At 70.5% G+C, this 15,280-nt stretch carries 20 protein-coding genes and 1 pseudogene; 14 read left to right on the top strand and 7 right to left on the bottom strand.

Annotation, left to right across the window (positions count from 1 at the left end):
• The 4 genes from OG737_RS03715 (at position 1) to OG737_RS03700 (ending at position 3,022) form a co-directional block, all read left to right on the top strand.
• Complete coding sequence (locus OG737_RS03715; protein ID WP_405921187.1) at positions 1 to 288, top strand: hypothetical protein; 288 nt, start codon at positions 1 to 3, stop codon at positions 286 to 288.
• 252 nt (positions 289 to 540) lie between these two features.
• Complete coding sequence (locus OG737_RS03710; RefSeq protein WP_405921186.1) at positions 541 to 855, top strand: hypothetical protein; 315 nt, start codon at positions 541 to 543, stop codon at positions 853 to 855.
• 178 nt (positions 856 to 1,033) lie between these two features.
• A complete protein-coding gene (locus OG737_RS03705; protein WP_328924694.1) occupies positions 1,034 to 1,519 on the top strand; it encodes a hypothetical protein in 486 nt (161 codons plus the stop codon).
• 75 nt (positions 1,520 to 1,594) lie between these two features.
• Positions 1,595 to 3,022 carry a DUF6177 family protein gene (locus tag OG737_RS03700; RefSeq protein ID WP_405921185.1) on the top strand — a complete coding sequence of 476 codons (1,428 nt, stop codon included), beginning with the start codon at positions 1,595 to 1,597 and terminating at the stop codon, positions 3,020 to 3,022.
• 2 nt (positions 3,023 to 3,024) lie between these two features.
• Here OG737_RS03700 and OG737_RS03695 read toward each other — a convergent pair.
• Positions 3,025 to 3,123, bottom strand: a pseudogene (locus OG737_RS03695) (DNA-binding response regulator); the annotation flags it as partial.
• A 60-nt stretch (positions 3,124 to 3,183) separates the two neighbouring features.
• Complete coding sequence (locus OG737_RS03690; RefSeq protein WP_405921184.1) at positions 3,184 to 4,488, bottom strand: MFS transporter; 1,305 nt, start codon at positions 4,486 to 4,488, stop codon at positions 3,184 to 3,186.
• A gap of 133 nt (positions 4,489 to 4,621) precedes the next feature.
• Here OG737_RS03690 and rpe point away from each other — a divergent pair, with 133 nt between their 5' ends.
• The 5 genes from rpe to OG737_RS03665 all read left to right on the top strand — a co-directional run bounded on the left by rpe (position 4,622) and on the right by OG737_RS03665 (position 7,634).
• Positions 4,622 to 5,308, top strand: coding sequence for a ribulose-phosphate 3-epimerase (rpe, locus tag OG737_RS03685; RefSeq protein WP_328924691.1), 687 nt, complete (start codon positions 4,622 to 4,624; stop codon positions 5,306 to 5,308).
• Between the two features lie 138 nt (positions 5,309 to 5,446).
• Entirely contained in the window at positions 5,447 to 6,463 is a 1,017-nt protein-coding gene (locus tag OG737_RS03680) for a sugar-binding transcriptional regulator (RefSeq protein WP_388567098.1), read from the top strand.
• 81 nt (positions 6,464 to 6,544) lie between these two features.
• Positions 6,545 to 6,766, top strand: coding sequence for a CarD family transcriptional regulator (locus OG737_RS03675; protein WP_189740325.1), 222 nt, complete (start codon positions 6,545 to 6,547; stop codon positions 6,764 to 6,766).
• Positions 6,767 to 6,816: 50 nt separating this feature from the next.
• Positions 6,817 to 7,239, top strand: a complete 423-nt coding sequence (locus OG737_RS03670) for a ribonuclease domain-containing protein (RefSeq protein ID WP_405921183.1) — start codon at positions 6,817 to 6,819, stop codon at positions 7,237 to 7,239.
• Positions 7,236 to 7,634 carry a barstar family protein gene (locus OG737_RS03665; protein ID WP_328924689.1) on the top strand — a complete coding sequence of 133 codons (399 nt, stop codon included), beginning with the start codon at positions 7,236 to 7,238 and terminating at the stop codon, positions 7,632 to 7,634. The genes OG737_RS03670 and OG737_RS03665 overlap by 4 nt, the downstream gene beginning before the upstream one ends.
• 88 nt (positions 7,635 to 7,722) lie before the next feature.
• On the opposite strand, the gene OG737_RS03660 is transcribed toward OG737_RS03665, so the two are convergent.
• The 5 genes from OG737_RS03660 to OG737_RS03640 all read right to left on the bottom strand — a co-directional run bounded on the left by OG737_RS03660 (position 7,723) and on the right by OG737_RS03640 (position 11,158).
• Positions 7,723 to 8,199 (bottom strand): group II truncated hemoglobin, encoded by a 477-nt coding sequence (locus OG737_RS03660; protein WP_405921182.1) that lies wholly within the window; start codon positions 8,197 to 8,199, stop codon positions 7,723 to 7,725.
• Between the two features lie 2 nt (positions 8,200 to 8,201).
• Positions 8,202 to 8,525 (bottom strand): antibiotic biosynthesis monooxygenase family protein, encoded by a 324-nt coding sequence (locus OG737_RS03655; protein WP_328924687.1) that lies wholly within the window; start codon positions 8,523 to 8,525, stop codon positions 8,202 to 8,204.
• A 73-nt stretch (positions 8,526 to 8,598) separates the two neighbouring features.
• Positions 8,599 to 9,117 carry a hypothetical protein gene (locus OG737_RS03650; RefSeq protein ID WP_405921181.1) on the bottom strand — a complete coding sequence of 173 codons (519 nt, stop codon included), beginning with the start codon at positions 9,115 to 9,117 and terminating at the stop codon, positions 8,599 to 8,601.
• Positions 9,118 to 9,176: 59 nt separating this feature from the next.
• Positions 9,177 to 10,889, bottom strand: a complete 1,713-nt coding sequence (locus OG737_RS03645) for an FAD-dependent oxidoreductase (RefSeq protein ID WP_328924685.1) — start codon at positions 10,887 to 10,889, stop codon at positions 9,177 to 9,179.
• Entirely contained in the window at positions 10,886 to 11,158 is a 273-nt protein-coding gene (locus OG737_RS03640; RefSeq protein WP_328924684.1) for a UBP-type zinc finger domain-containing protein, read from the bottom strand. The genes OG737_RS03645 and OG737_RS03640 overlap by 4 nt, the downstream gene beginning before the upstream one ends.
• 277 nt (positions 11,159 to 11,435) lie before the next feature.
• Here OG737_RS03640 and OG737_RS03635 point away from each other — a divergent pair, with 277 nt between their 5' ends.
• The 5 genes from OG737_RS03635 to OG737_RS03615 are packed head-to-tail and all read left to right on the top strand — an operon-like array spanning position 11,436 to position 15,278.
• Complete coding sequence (locus OG737_RS03635) at positions 11,436 to 12,260, top strand: type 1 glutamine amidotransferase domain-containing protein (protein WP_328924683.1); 825 nt, start codon at positions 11,436 to 11,438, stop codon at positions 12,258 to 12,260.
• Between the two features lie 33 nt (positions 12,261 to 12,293).
• A complete protein-coding gene (locus OG737_RS03630) occupies positions 12,294 to 13,937 on the top strand; it encodes a thiamine pyrophosphate-binding protein (RefSeq protein ID WP_328924682.1) in 1,644 nt (547 codons plus the stop codon).
• Between the two features lie 40 nt (positions 13,938 to 13,977).
• On the top strand, positions 13,978 to 14,412 hold the full coding sequence (locus tag OG737_RS03625) for a nuclear transport factor 2 family protein (protein WP_328924681.1): 435 nt from the start codon (positions 13,978 to 13,980) through the stop codon (positions 14,410 to 14,412).
• Positions 14,413 to 14,434: 22 nt separating this feature from the next.
• Positions 14,435 to 14,890: a nuclear transport factor 2 family protein gene (locus tag OG737_RS03620; RefSeq protein ID WP_328924680.1), complete on the top strand. Its 456-nt coding sequence runs from the start codon at positions 14,435 to 14,437 to the stop codon at positions 14,888 to 14,890.
• A gap of 16 nt (positions 14,891 to 14,906) precedes the next feature.
• Positions 14,907 to 15,278, top strand: a complete 372-nt coding sequence (locus OG737_RS03615; protein ID WP_328924679.1) for a nuclear transport factor 2 family protein — start codon at positions 14,907 to 14,909, stop codon at positions 15,276 to 15,278.
• Positions 15,279 to 15,280 lie beyond the last annotated feature (2 nt).

Raw genomic sequence — 15,280 nt, 5'->3', positions numbered from 1 at the left:
ATGGACGCGCGTTTCAAGAATTTTCTCAGAGTAAACCTGGATCTTGAGCGGGGGTATGAGACGAGTAGTCATCTGAGGCCCACTCTGCTGAGCTTCAGCGACGCTTACGTGGAATTGATCCGCACGGGATTCGAGGAGATCATCACAGACGACTCCTTTGGGCCGGCCGAATACGAGCGGCTGACCGACATCGAATTCCCCGACCGGGAAACCCTGAATGCTTACCTCCGGGCAATGTATGACTATCTGTTCAACGATGGGCCGGAGCAGCCCATGCCGCCGGGCTAACGGCGGGTAGGGCTTCGTCGGCGGGTCTGCGGAGGCGGCCGGTGCACGGCTGGGGCGGTGCGCCGGCCACCCCGTCTCCATGGGGTACGGACGACGGTGCGATGGGAACGAAGGTGAGTTTCTCGATCCAGGCGGGTTGCCCGGCCATTCGGACGCGTGAATCCGTCGCCGACATGGCTGATGCGGTTGGTGAGATGTCCCCCTCCGAGGCCGAAACGCCATCCTCGTCTGGAACCTGGAACCTGGAACCTGGTGCCCCTTCTCGAGGAAATCCAGCGGCCGGTATGCCCGGAGGGCGAGGTCTTCTGGGGGGGCGACACATTCTCGGCCGGATGGAGGATGGTCCGCGAGGGCGATTCGCTGCGGATTCAGGCGCGCTGGCACAGCACGCTCGGGAGCCACGAGTCGCTCCTGGCGGAGCGGGGCGACGTGGTGGTCCATACACAGGAATTCGTAAACGAGTGGGCGAAGGTTCTGCGGCGGATCCTCACCGATATCGAGGCGGAGTCTATGGAGTTGGACGACGGCGACCTCTTCCTCCGCGCCAAGGCCCTGCTCGCGGCCTGAGCCGACAGCGCAGCGCCCGCGGTGTCCCCGTCATCACCTGTCCGGATGCGGGCTTCGAGGCCCCCGGCGTCATCGACCGGCGGAGTCGAACCGCACCGATGCGGTACGTCCGGAGGGTCGGCAGTGCGGCGAGTACCTGCTGGCCGTCGGCAACGAGCGGGTGTTCGAAGAGGATGTCGTGGGCCGTGGGGTGCGTGCGCCGGCCGACGGGGAGAAGGCCGTCGGTGAGATGTACTCCTCCGGAGCCGAGGACGCCGTCCTCGTGTGGAACCGGGTGCCGATTCGGCTGACGTACCGCTACGACATCGCAGTGCTGCTCGACGATCTGGTGCCGCTGCTCGAAGAGGTCCGGCGCCCGGAGTTCTCCGGAGCCGGGGTCTTCTGGGGATCGGACACCTTCTCCGCCGAATGGGAGCTGACCCGTGAGGGCGGCGACTTGAGGATCCGGGCGCGCTGGCACAGCACGCTGGGGAACCACGAGTCGTCACTCACCGAGCGGGGCGATGTGACGGTGGGGGCACAGGAGTTCGTCGGCGAATGGAGCAGGATCCTGCGGCGCGTCGTGACCGACGCCGAAGCAGGCTCCGTGGAACTGGCGGACGACGACCTCCTCGTCCGCGCCAAGGCGCTGCTCAGGACGACGACGACCGAAGCGACCGACTGATCCGGGCGGCGCCCGCCGCCGCGGACGGCGACACCGAGACGACCACCGACCAGAGATGACCAAGAGGAACACTGCATGACCAAGGACGTGATCGCGCTCACCGAGCGCATGCCGGACGCGCTGAGCGTCCTGGCGGGCCTGCTCGCGGGCGGCCCGGACCTGCGGGTCGACACCACCGGCGAGGGTGCCGTGGTCCAACTGTGCGACGCCGAGGGCCGGCCGCTCGTCTCGATCGAGGTGCCGCTGCTGCTCCAGGTGCCGGGCGAGGCGGCGCGGCTGCTGGGGCCCGGCGCCGAGCCGTCCGGCGACGGCCCGGCGTGGTGGATCGAGGCCCGCGCCGCCGTGGGCGTCCCCCAGGCCGAGGAGCTCGCGGGTGCCTTCGCGGCCCGGATGACCATGCTTCTGGGCGGCCGGGTCTATCCGCCGGACGCCCCCGGCACCGCCGGCGCGGCCCGCCCGGTCGACGTCTCGGGCGTCACTGCCGTACCGGTCCCCGCCGCCGCCCAGCCGGCCGTGGACATGCTCACCGACGCGGCAGCGGTCGTCCTCCAGGACCGCCCGGTCGTCCCCATGACGAGCTGGCTCTCCGAGGCGCTGCGGGCCACTTTGGAGAGCGACCGGTCGCTGCAGATCGTCACCCCGCCACACTGCCGCCTCTCCCTCCCCACCCGCATGCTGTTGGAGTCCATGCCCTCGCGCTGGGTGGTGCAGGACGAGCGGTGCGGCTACTACGACGGGCTGACCGGCGCGGTACTGACCTGGCAGGACGACGCCTTCTCCCCGGCCCGGGACGAGAACGGTGAGACCCGGGTATCGGACGCGTTCACGGAGGCCGGACCCACCGGCGAGCGTCAGCTCGTCGTCTCCTTCCGTGCCCTGCACCGCCCGACAGAGGACCTCGTTCTCGGCGGCGCGCTGGAAGCCGCCTGGCGGGCGCTGACCGGCGGCCCGCCGGCCGGCTGGGGGACGTCGGAGCCGGCCGGCCTGACCTGGTCGCGGCGGCAGCTGACCGACCTGGCGTACGAGCGCGCTCCCCGGTCCACCTGGACGGTCGTCGTCGGCGCCCCGGACCGGCCTGCCGTCGCCACCCTGCGCGTGATCCGCACCCCGGAGGGTGTGGAAGAGGACATCACCCTCACCGTGGGCTACGGCCCCGGTGAGGAGCTTCCGCTGGGGGCACTGCCCGGGCTGGCCGAGGAGCTGGTGACCCGGTACGGGCTGAAGACCATGCTGTGCCAGCTGCGCGCGGCGCGCCGGGACCTGAGCGCCCCACCCCACTTCGAAAGCCCGCCGCTGCCCTACGCCTTCGTGCTGGGCCCCGAGGAGGTCCGCGAGGCAGGGCGCGACACCGCGAGCAGGACGCCGCTGAAGGAACGCCCGGTGCGGCTCGGCCCGAGCGCCCGGCCGGCGTTCTACTACCCGCTCGGCGACGGCGAGACCGCCGAGAGCTGGACCGCCCTCGAGCGGCTCGTGCGTCATCTGCGCGGGGCGCCGCCCGGCTAGACGATCAGCGTCCCCGCGACCCCGGCGTGCAACGCCCCGTAGACGTACTCGTCGAGGTCGAACGTGGTCACGATGAACACGCGCAGCGGATCGGCCGCTCCGGTCCGGGGCGGGCCGTGTGACGGCGCAGCGGGTTCCGCCCGGCCACCGGATTTCGCCCCTCACACCCCCGTCCTCCTGCGCCGGATCGGGGAGACCGCGACCGGGATGAAGGAGAGGGCCAGGATCGCGGCCCCCGTCCACAGGGTCGTGCGGAGCGACGTCAGTTCCGCCACGAGGCCCGAGGCGGCGGAGCCGAGGGCCAGGGCGCCCGTCAGGGTGAAGCGGAAAGTGGCGTTCATGCGGCCCAGGAGCGGGTCCGGGGTCAGGTGCTGACGGAGGCTGACCCCGAGGACGTTGTCCGAGCCGATCTTCATCATGGCCAGCAGCCAGCCGGCGCCCGCCAGCCAGAGCCACGGGCCGTGGTCGAGCAGCGGTACCAGCAGGGCCGCCGGGGTCAGGCTCAGCAGCAGGGCGCGGCCGTAGCCCACGCGCGCGGCGAAGGGCCGGGCCAGGCGGGCTCCCAGGAGCAGGCCCACGCCGCCCGCCGCCCAGAACAGGCCCAGCGCGGCCGGGGACAGGCCCAGTTCACGGACGAAGAGCACGGGGAGCATGGTGTTGAGGACCGCGCTGCCCAGGTTGTTCAGGGTCGCGGCCAGCGCCAGCGCGCGCAGCTCGGGGTGGCCCAGTACGTGCCGCAGGCCCTCCCCGATCTGGGACCGCAGCGGGATACGGGCGGTTGCGGGCGGCGCCGGGGTCGGCCGGACCCGGGTGAGGCGGAGCGCCGAGGCGAGGTACGCGGCCGAGGCGCAGGCCAGCGCGAACGGGGCCGTCAGGGTGGCGATCAGCGCGCCGCCCACGCCGCGGCCGGCGATGTTGGCGGCGGCCATGAGGGTCACCATGGCCGCGTTCGCCCGGACCAGGCCGCCGCGGCCGACCAGTTGGGGCAGCACGCTCTGCGAGCCGACGTCCGAGAAGACGGTGGCGCAGCCGTTCAGCAGGACGACCGCGTAGAGCTGCGCCAGGGTCAGCACGTCCAGCCACCACGCGAGCGGGAGCGAGGCGAAGAGGACCGCCCGGGCGAGGTCCGCCGCGATCAGGACCCGGCGGGTGCGCAGCCGGTCGACCCAGGCGCCGGCAGGCAGCCCGATCAGGAGGAAGGCGAGCGTGGACAGCGCGGCGAGGGTGCCGACCTGGGCGGCGGTGGCGTCGAGGGCGGTGAGGGCGAGCAGGGGGACGGCCACGTAGCCGGTGTTCGTGCCGAGCTGGTTGAGGGTGGCGGCGCCGAAGAGGGTGCGGAAGTCCCGGTTGCGCCAGGGGGAGGGGGAAGGGGAGAGGGAGGAGGACGACGAGGAGGAGGGTGAGGGTGAGGGAGAGGAGAGCGCGCCGGTGGCATCTCCGGGAGCCGGTGTTGGCATCGATGTCATGAACACAAACGTGCCCACAGGCGATCTCGCAGAACAAGTGAAATGTTCTCCATGATCACTTAAGCGGCGCTACCCCGAGTGTGACTTGCGGGGTCGTGGCCGGAACCGTGCGAAGGCATGGCAGGCTTGGGGCATGGCCGCTCAGATTTATCCCAGCATCCTGTCCGCAGACTTCGCACGGCTCGCCGACGAGGCGAAGGCCGTCGAGGGGGCCGACTGGCTGCATGTCGACGTCATGGACAACCACTTCGTCCCCAACCTGACCCTCGGTATGCCGATCGTGGAGTCCTTGAGCCGGGCCACCGACATCCCGCTGGACCTCCACCTGATGATCGAGGACCCGGACCGCTGGGCCCCCCAGTACGTGGAAGCCGGCGCGGGTTCGGTCACCTTCCATGCCGAGGCCGCAGCGGCCCCCGTGCGCCTGGCGCGGGAGATCCGGGCCAAGGGGGCGCGGGCGTCCATGGCGCTCAAGCCCGCGACGCCGATCGAGCAGTACGAGGACATCCTTCCCGAGCTCGACATGCTGCTGATCATGACGGTCGAGCCGGGCTTCGGCGGCCAGCCCTTTCTCGACATCATGCTGCCCAAGATCCGCCGCACCCGGGAGCTGATCGCCAAGCACGGTCTGGAGCTGTGGCTCCAGGTGGACGGCGGGGTCTCGGCCTCGACCATCGAACGCTGCGCCGAGGCCGGTGCCGACGTCTTCGTCGCGGGCAGCGCGGTGTACGGCGCCGTCGATCCGGCGGCCGCCGTGAGCACGCTGCGTGAGCAGGCGGGCGCGGCGATCGCCGTGGCGCCGTGGGCTTGCGACCACTGAACCAAGGGTTGATGAACAGCTCGGTGAACGGGGGCTGTACAGGCTGATCAACGGCCGTCGGATCTGACAGGATGAACGGCGAGTCGAGAGTGTGAACACGACAGTGTGAACAGCAGTGAGGAGAACGCGGTGTCTGCAATGTCGGCGGGACGGTCAGCCCTGCGGATGGGACCCGCGGAGCTGGTGCAGGCGGCGGCCATGGCTCGCCGCTTCTACCTGGAGGGCAAGTCCAAGATCCAGATCGCCGAGGAGTTCGGCGTGAGCCGCTTCAAGGTGGCCCGGGTCCTGGAGACCGCCCTCGAACGCGACCTCGTACGGATCGAGATCCGGGTACCGGCGGAACTGGACGCGGAGCGGTCGGACGCGCTCAGGGCCCGGTACGGGCTCAGGCACGCCGTCGTGGTGGAGTCGCCCGCCGACGCCACCGAGGACGCGCCGGATCCGGAGAACCTGGGCGCGGTGGCCGCCGATCTGCTGGGCGAGCTGGTCAACGAGGGCGACGTACTGGGCCTGGCGTGGGGGCGGTCGACCATTCACATGGCCGCGTCCCTGCACCGGCTGCCGCCCTGCACCGTGGTGCAGCTGACCGGCGTGTACGACGCGGGGACCGCCGAGCGCGGGTCCGTGGAGGCGGTGCGGCGGGCCGCGCAGGTGTCGGGCGGGGACGCGCACCCGATCTACGCGCCGATGCTGCTGCCCGACCCCGCGACCGCGGCCGCGCTGCGCAACCAGACGGGGATCGCGCGCGCTTTCGAGTACTTCGACAAGGTGACGGTCGCGGCCGTCTCCATCGGCTCCTGGGAGCCGGGCATCTCCACCGTCCACGACATGCTGACGGACGAGGAGCGGGAGCACTACGCCTCGCTGGGCGTGGCGGCCGAGATGTCCGCGCACCTCTTCGATTCCGAGGGGCGGCGGGTCGGCCGGGACCTCGGCGAGCGGTGCATCACCGTCGAGGCGGACCGGCTCCGGCGGATCCCCGAGGTCGTGGCCATCGCAGGCGGGCTGCGCAAGGCCTCCGCGATCGGGGCGGTGCTGCGGTCGGGTCTGGTGACCAGCCTGGTCACCGATACGGCGGTGGCCGACTACCTGCTCACCGAGTCGTCCCCGGGGCTGCGGCCGGCGCTGGAGCGGGCCGACCCCGACGACCTGTAGCCACCGCTGGGGCGGATGGTGCCGGAATTGAGATCCGAACGGCGGACCACGAGGCGGCCCGCTGGGCGCATACTGGGTTCAATGACAAAGTCAGCAGTACCTCGCCGCCATTTGCCGTCCAGCCCGTTCAAGGCCCCCGTGGAACAGCCCATCCGGCAGTTCAGCGTCGGCGACCGGGTCACTCACGATGAGCACGGCCTCGGCCGTGTCGTCGGAATCGAGGAGGGGATCGCTGTTCTCGTCGACTTCGGGTCGGTCCAGAAGCGAATCCTGAGTCCCTACACCAAGATGGCCGCGCTCTAGACGCCATCGGGCGATTCGCGAGCGAATCGGATATTTGGCACGATCGGCGCATGATCTTTCGGAACGTGCCCCGGTCGCTGCTTCGTGTACTGGGGGCCGTGCTCCTGTGCGCCGCGCTGGTCGGTGCGGTGGGCTGTGGCGGGCAGAAGCCCGCGCCTGCCGCCGCCGGCACCGGCGCTCCGGTGTGGGCGAAGGGGCTGGCGACCGTGCGGGCCGCCGAGCTGCCGCGGCAGGCCCTGGACGTGCTCGCGCTCATCGACAAGGGCGGGCCGTATCCGTACCGCCAGGACGGGACCGTCTTCGGGAACTTCGAGAAGGCCCTGCCCCGGCAGAAACGCGGCTACTACCACGAGTTCACCGTGAGGACGCCGGGGGAGCGGGACCGCGGGGCCCGGCGGATCGTGACGGGCGAGGGTGGGGAGTTCTTCTACACGGACGACCACTACGAGACCTTCAAGGCGGTTCTCCGATGACCCTCGACCCGCAGCCGCTCGCCCCTGCCCTCGCCGCCGCCGAAGCCGCCGACTGGACGACCGTGCGGCTGGACCTGGACGGCGTACGCGGCAAGGCCGGGCTGATGCGGCGGTGCGGGGACGCCCTGCGGCTGCCGGAGTGGTTCGGGGGGAACTGGGACGCGCTGGCGGACGCGCTGAGGGACCTGTCGTGGCTGCCGGACGCCGAGGGGCGGCTCGTCGCCGTGACCTCGTGGCGCGGGTACGCCGCCGAGCGGCCGGGCGACTGGGAGACCCTGCTGGAGATCCTGGAGGAGGCCGTGGACTTCTGGCGCGGGCAGGACGGCGCGCCGCCGCTCACGGTGCTGCTGGCCGGGCCGGGCCCGGGCGGGGCTGAAGGACCCGGGCGGCGCTGAGAACCCGGGCGGGGCTGAAGGACCTGGGCTCCGCCCCAGACCCCGGCCTCGAACGCCTGCGAGGCCGGGCCGGCTGGGGCGGAGCGGGTCAGTCCGTCGCGGTCTTCGGGACCCACGGAGGGGTCTGGCCCCAGGACCAGACCGGGATCTTGGCCGCGTCGACCGGGGGCGGGTTGGCGCCCGAGTAGATCAGGGCCATGCGGGTGCCCCACTCGATGTAGTAGACGAACACCGCGCGGAACTCCGGGTCCGTCGGGAGGCCGACCTCGTCGGCCGTGTCCAGGAGCAGGTCCACCCAGCGGCGGCGCTGCCTCTCGGTGATCGCGCGGCCCAGGTGCTTGGTGGCCATGTGCTGGTGGCCGCCGTGGTGGGCGGAGTAGTCCGACGGGCCGCCGAAGACCTCCGACAGCCAGACCGCGACGTGCTGCGGGTGCTCCGAGTCCATGCCGGCGAAGACCGGGGCCAGGATCTCGTCCCGCAGGGCGTGGGCGTAGAAGGCGTCGGTGAGACGGTTCATCGCCTCCGCGCCGCCCATCCAATCGTAGATGGTGGGTGTCGTGCTCATGGTTACCCTGCGGCCTTTCCGGTGCCCACGATGTCGGTCACCGTGTAGTGCTGCATTTCCTCGATCGCCGTCACGTACGGCCGGATCGCGCTGAAGAAGGCCGGGAAGTGCTCGCCCTTGCGGAAGCCGCCCAGGTGGGCGTCGACCGAGGTCCAGCGGATGCGGAGGATGTAGCGCTCGTTCTCCTCCTCGCAGCGTGCCAGCTCGTAGTCGATGCACTCGGGCGACGCGGCCAGGGCCTCGGCCGCCCGGGTGTACGCGTCCTCGAAGGCCTGCTGGTCGTCCAATGCGATCCGGTAGCGGATGTATTCGACGGTGGTCGTCATGGTGCGCTGCCTCTCCCTGGATGGTGGTCGTGGCCAGCCTTACGGGATCATGCTTGCCCGTGGGGGGATTCCGTCATTCGGACTCGGACTTCCTGGAGTCCGTCGGGTCCGGGGACTCGGCCACGTCCGGGCCCTTCGAGCGGACCTGCTGGACCTTGTCCAGGGACTCGCGCAGTTCCGCCAGCCAGGTGTCGGTGTTGCGGCCCACCAGGCGGACGCACCAGGCGAGGGCGTCGGCCCGGCTGCGGGCCACGCCGCCGGCGACCAGGGTGTCGAGGACCTGGCGCTCGGACTGGCGCAGACGGGTCATGACCGGGACGGCGAGGTGGGTGAAGAGCGCGGTCTCCTCGCCCACCCGCACGCCCCAGGCCACCTTGCGGCGGTAGAGCTCCTCGGCCTCGCGGGCGACCTCGATGCGCTGTTCGCGGGTGCGTTCGCGGAACTCCTTGACGGACTCGGCCGCCGGCACGGTGCCGACGACCGTGATCTCCTCGCGGTCGGCCGTGACCGATACGAGGGACTCGTAGACGTCCACCGGCAGACGCTCGGCGAACCACACGCGGAGCTGTTCGCTCTGTTCGGCTGTAATCATGTAATCAACGTTGCGTCCGCTGTGGTCTTGATCGCAAGCGTTCCGGCGCCTGTTCGCTCTCAGCCCATCGAGCGGTAGCGGTGGATCAGGTTGACCGCCATCGCGCCCTCGCCCACGCCCGACGCGACCCGCTTCACCGAGTGGGCCCGTACGTCGCCCGCCGCGAACACGCCCGGAACGCTGGTCTCCAGCGGGTAGGGGGCCCGTTCCAGACTCCACTCGGCCGGGAGCTCGCCACCGTTGGCGATCAGGTCCGATCCGGTGAGGACGAAGCCGTACTCGTCCCGCTCGACGACCCCCGACAGCCAGTCGGTGTGCGGGCGGGCGCCGATGAAGGTGAACATGAAGCGTGCCGGGACCTCCGTGTCCTCGTCCGTCTCCGCGTCGTGCAGGGTCAGCCGTTCGAGGTGCTCGTCGCCGTCCAGCCGGACCACCGTCGTACGGACCTTCACCTCGATGTTCGGGGTGCGGTCGATCTCGTCGATCAGGTAACGGGACATGCTCGCGTCCAGCGAGGCCGCGCGGACCAGGATGGTCACGCGGGCGGCGTACTTGGCGAAGTGCACCGCGGCCTGGCCGGCCGAGTTGGCCCCGCCCACGATGAACACGTGCTGCGAGATGCACGCCGAGCTCTCGGTCGTGGCCGCGCCGTAGTAGAGACCGGCTCCCTCGAAGCGGTCCGCGCCGGGCGCGTCGAGGCGGTTGTACGAGACTCCCGTGGCCAGTAGGACCGTCTCGGCGGAGATCTCCGTGCCGTCGGCCAGGGTGAGGATCTTCGCCGGATCGTCCCGGGTCAGTGAGACCACCTCCACCGGGTGCAGGATCTCGGCGCCGAACCGGGAGGCCTGGATGGTGGCGCGGCGGGTCAGGTCGCCGCCCGAGAGGCCCGAGGGGAAGCCGAGGTAGTTCTCGATCAGGCTGGAGGTGCCGGCCTGGCCGCCCGGGGCGCGGGAGTCCAGCATCAGCGTCGACAGGCCTTCCGAAGCCGCGTACACCCCGGCCGCCAGGCCAGCGGGCCCCGCGCCGACGATGACGCACTCGTAGTGCGGCCGGGAGGCGGTGGTCGCCAGGCCCAGGCGCTGGGCGAGCTCGGTGTCGGTGGGCGCGGAGAGCACCGACCCGTCCGGGAAGCGGACCAGCGGGAGCGCCGCGTCGGGCTGGGCGGCGATCAGGGTCAGCGCCTCGGGGTCCCGCTCCACGTTGAGGAAGCGGAACGGCTGGCCGTTGCGCGTGAAGAAGTCCCGCACGGCGTGGGTGCCGGGGGAGACCAGGTGACCGGCGACGATGATTCCGTCGTACGCGGGCCGGTAGGTGGCCAGCCAGTCCGACAGCAGGTCGTCCAGGACCGGGAAGAGCCGCTCGTGCGGCGGGTCCCACGGCTTGAGCAGGTAGTAGTCCAGCCGGACCCGGTTGATGGCGGTGATCGCCGCGTCGGTCTCCGCGTACGCGGTCAGCAGCACGCGGCGGGCGTCCGGGAAGCGGCTGACCGCCTCCAGCAGGAATTCGACCCCGGTGACGTCGGGCATCCGCTGGTCCACGAGGAACAGCGCCGGGTCGTGGCCGCGCTCGTCGAGGGAGTCCAGGATCTTCAGGGCGTCGGCGGCCGAGGAGGCGCCTAGCACCCGGTAGCGGTCGCCGTAGGCGCTGCGCAGGTCACGGCGGACGGCGCGGAGCACCTGCGGGTCGTCGTCCACGGCCAGGATGACCGGCTTCTTGTTCTCCACGTGCTCGCCGGCGGCCGTGACGGCCGCGCTCTCCTGCGCCGCGCTCACGCCGGGTCCAGCATCAGCTTGTCGGCGTAGCACCACGCCCAGTCCTCGCCGGGCTCGTGCGAGGCCGCGATGGGGTGCTCGGTGGTGCGGTAGTGGCGGGTGGCGTGACGGTTCTTCGAGGAGTCGCAGCATCCGACGTGCCCGCAGCTGAGGCACATCCGCAGGTGCACCCAGGTGTCACCGGCGATGAGGCACTCCTCGCAGCCCTCGGTTCCGGGCTTCACCGGACGTATCCGATCGATGTGGGTGCACAACAGGTCCATCGTCATCGTCCCCGTCCCTCTTCTTCTCGACGGCTCCTACTCCGCGCGCCCGTGATTCACGGCGCGTCCAGACGATAGGGCGCGGCCTCGGTAATGGTTCACCGATTCGGCCGAAGTCAGGTAGTCCTGAAGCTACTTCATGACGTCGGGAGACGACTTCCTGAGGTGCCCCCATGAGGTGGGCCGCTACCTCACGAAGTCGCACACCGGCGCTTTGACGAAGGCTCCGGGCGCGGCCAGTGTGGGGGACGCCAACGACAACAGGCGGCGCCTGGAGGAATACGTGAGCAGAAAGATTCTGGTCATTGTCTCCGAACACGGTTACTGGGCCGAAGAACTGATAGGGCCCGTATCGAAGTTCGATGAGCGGGGCTACGAGGTCATATTCGCCACGCCGACCGGAAAGCGTGCACACGCTCTTCCGCCGAGCCTCGACGCGAACTACATCGATCCTCCACTGGGACGCTCGGTCACCACAGAGGAGAACGCCCGGCTGGGCCGGGAGTTCGAGCAGTCGAGCCGGCTGGACTCGCCGCTCGACATCGAGGCGTGGGTCCCGGAGCGCCCGTACACGAGCGACGAGGGCTATCTGCGGAAGCTGGAGCAGTACCACCGCGATCTGGACAAGCTCGACGCCGACATCGCCGGATACGACGCGATCCTCATCGTCGGCGGCAGCGGCCCGATCGCCGACCTCGCCAACAACGAGCGCGTGCACGCCCTGATCCTGGCCTTCAAGAGGGCCGGCAAGGTCGTGGCCGCGGAGTGCTACGGGGTCGCCTGCCTCGCCTTCGCGCGGGACTGGAGCGACCGCAGGAGCATCATCTGGGGCAAGCACGTGACCGGCCACTGCAAGGAGTACGACTACAAGGACGGCACCGGATTCCTCGGTACCGACTTCAACATGGGGCCGCCGCCGTATCCGCTGGAGTACATCCTGCGCGACGCCACGGGCCCGCGCGGCGCGTACCACGGGAATTTCGGCAAGCCGGTCTCGGTCATCGTCGACTTCCCGTTCGTGACCGGACGGTCCACCCCTGACTCGTACCTCACGGGACAGAAGATCGTGGAAGTCCTGGAGGACGGTCTCACCCGTTACGGCTGGTAATTCCGGCAACTCGTGGGAATGAGGGGGAGTTCGATGAACACCGGAGCCACTCCCGGACGGGAAAGGCTGATCGAGCAGTTCAAGGCCGACGGCCTGAATGTGATGTTCGGAAATCCTGGGACGGTGGAACAGGGATTCCTCGACGCTGTGGACGCGGCGGAGGACTTCCAGTACATCCTCGCCCTCCAGGAGACCGTGGCCGCCGGTATCGCCGACGGATACGCCCGGGCGACCGGCGGCGCGGCGCTCCTCCAGCTGCATTCCGGGGTGGGGCTGGGCAACGGCATCGGCATGCTCTACCAGTCGCTGCGCGGCCACACCCCGCTCGTCGTGGTCGCCGGTGACGCCGGGGTGCGCTACGACGCCATGGACGCGCAGATGGCGTCCGACCTGGTGGCGATGGCCAAGCCGGTGACGAAGTACGCGACCCGGGTCACCGACCGGAACTCCGTGCTCCGCACCATCCGGCGGGCCGTGAAGATCGCGCTCACCCCGCCCCGCGGGCCCGTGTTCGTGGCGCTGCCGATGGACGTGCTGGACGAGCTCAACTCCGAGCCCGTCCTGCCCGCCACGGTGCCGCTCACGGACGTGGCGCCCTCGCCGGCCTCGGTGGGGCGGGCGGCCGAGCTGCTCGCCTCCGCCGAGCGGCCGGTCGTCCTCATCGGGGACGGGGTCTCGCTCTCCGGGGCGCAGAACGAACTGGCGGCGGTCGCCGAGCTGCTGGGCGCCGACGTGTACGAGGTCGACTCCTCCGAGGTCAACATCGCGGCCTCGCACCCGCTGCGGCGGGGCCAGACGGGCCACATGTTCGGCCCGCACAGCAAGGACCTCGTGGGGGACGCCGACGGGGTGCTGATCGTCGGCACCTATGTCTTCCCGGAGGTGTTCCCCGAGCTGGAGAGCCCCTTCCGGGAAGGCGCGAAGGTCGTCCACATCGACCTCAACGCCTACGAGATCGCCAAGAACCACCCGGTGGACCTCGGCCTCGCCGCGGATCCCAAGCAGGCGCTGCGCGCGCTGGCCGGCGTACTGGAACACCGGCTGACCCCGCAGCGGCGGGCGGCCGCGGCGGCCCGGCTCGACGTACGGACCCGGGAAAGGGTCCGCGACGGGCAGGCGCAGACGGACGACGGCACGCCGATGACCGTCTTCCTGCGGACCCTGGCCGAGCGCACCGGCGGGGACCTGATCGTCTTCGACGAGGCGCTGACCACCTCCCCGCTGGTCACGAAGTACCTGCCGGCCGAGCGCCCGGGCGACTACCACCTCACCCGGGGCGGATCGCTGGGCGTGGGCTTCCCGGGCGCGGTCGGCGCCAAGCTCGCCCGCCCGGACCGGCTCGTCGTCGGTTTCGCGGGCGACGGCGGGTCGATGTACACCTACCAGGCGCTGTGGACGGCGGCCCGGCACGGCATCGAGGCCAAGTTCGTGGTCTGCAACAACCGCAAGTACCGGCTGCTGGACGACAACATCGCCCAGTACTGGCGGGAGCGGGACATCCCCGAGCACGGATTCCCGGGCTCCTTCGACCTCTCCCACCCCGAGATCGACTTCGCCGGGCTGGCCCGGTCGCTCGGCGCCGGCGGGATGCGGGTGGAGAAGCCGGACGAGGCGGCCGCCGCCGTGAGCCGGATGCTGGCCCACCCCGGTCCGTTCCTCGTCGACATCCAGATCTGACCAGAGCAGTCACGCAGCACACGGAACAGGAGGAGACCGCATGCCCGCCGAGCGGCAGTTGACCGAGGACGCGATCCGCAGTTTCGCCGAGGACTGGTACGTGGCGCTGGACAGGCACGTAGGGCTGGACGAGGTGCTCGCCCTGATCACCGAGGACCTGGAGTTCAAGGTCCCCGAGGACACCTTCCTCGGCCACCAGGGCTTCGGCCGCTGGTACGAGGCCGTCACGAACCGGTTCTTCGACGAGGTGCACACGGTCACGAAGGTGGAGCCCGTCATCGAGGGCGACCGGGCGATCGTCCGGGTGCTCGTCAACTGGCAGGCCAAGATCTGGGACCCGCCGGCGGCGCGGAGCCAGTGGCTCGGCTTCGACGCCGACCAGACCTGGACCGTGGTCGCCGGTCCCGACGGACCGCTGATCAAGCAGTACACCGTCAACGACCTGGCTCCGATGCCCGGTTCCGGCTCCCTCTGACGCGGGCGAAGGAGAAGCCACGATGACCGAAGTGACACGGGAGCGGGTGCGGGCGGCCTACGCCGCGCTGGGCTCCGGCGACCGGGCGCGCATCCTGGAGTACTACTCCGAGGACCTGCGCTGGCTGGTACCGGGCAACCACCCGCTCGCCGGCTGGTACGAGAGCCTGGACGCCTTCCTGGAGCTGATGGGGCAGACCCACAAGCTCACGGGCGGCACCTTCCGGATGGACCTGGAAGCGGTGCTCGTCGGCGAGGACTGTTCCGCCGACGTGTGCCGCAACGTCGCCCTGCGGGACGGCGCGGCCGAGGACAGCCGGTCCCCGTACGAGCGGATGGACTACCCGGTCTTCCACTTCATGCGGTGGCAGGACGGCCGGATCGTCGAGGGCCGCGACGGGCTCTTCGGCGACTCGGCGTCCGCCTTCAGCCAGTTCTGGGCGCCGTTCGCGCCGGACGGAACCCGCAGGGACCGATAGGGGAATGAGCGACGCCATGGATGCGCGAGAGATTCTCACGAAGTACTACGAGTACGCCAACGCGGGGGACTGGGACCGCTGGTGCGACCTGTTCGCCGACGACCAGGTCATGGACGAGCAGCTGGCCGGCCACATCGAGGGCCTCGAACTGCTGCGCTCGATGATGAAGGGCATGGGCACCATGTACCGGGTCTTCCGGAACGAGCCCGTGCACTTCCTCGTCGACGGGGAGAAGGCCGCGGCCGTCTCCCACCTGACCGCGGTCAGCGCCTCGGGAGAGTCCATCGAGGCCGAGGTCATGAACTTCTTCCGGATCGCGGACGGGAAGATCGCCTACATGGCGAACTACCACGACACCGTCCCCTTCCAGGTCCTGAGCCAGGGCTGAGG

It is taken from the genome of Streptomyces sp. NBC_00122, assembly GCF_045160845.1.
Classification (GTDB): Bacteria; Actinomycetota; Actinomycetes; order Streptomycetales; family Streptomycetaceae; genus Streptomyces.
This window is presented reverse-complemented; position numbering and strand designations above follow the sequence as displayed.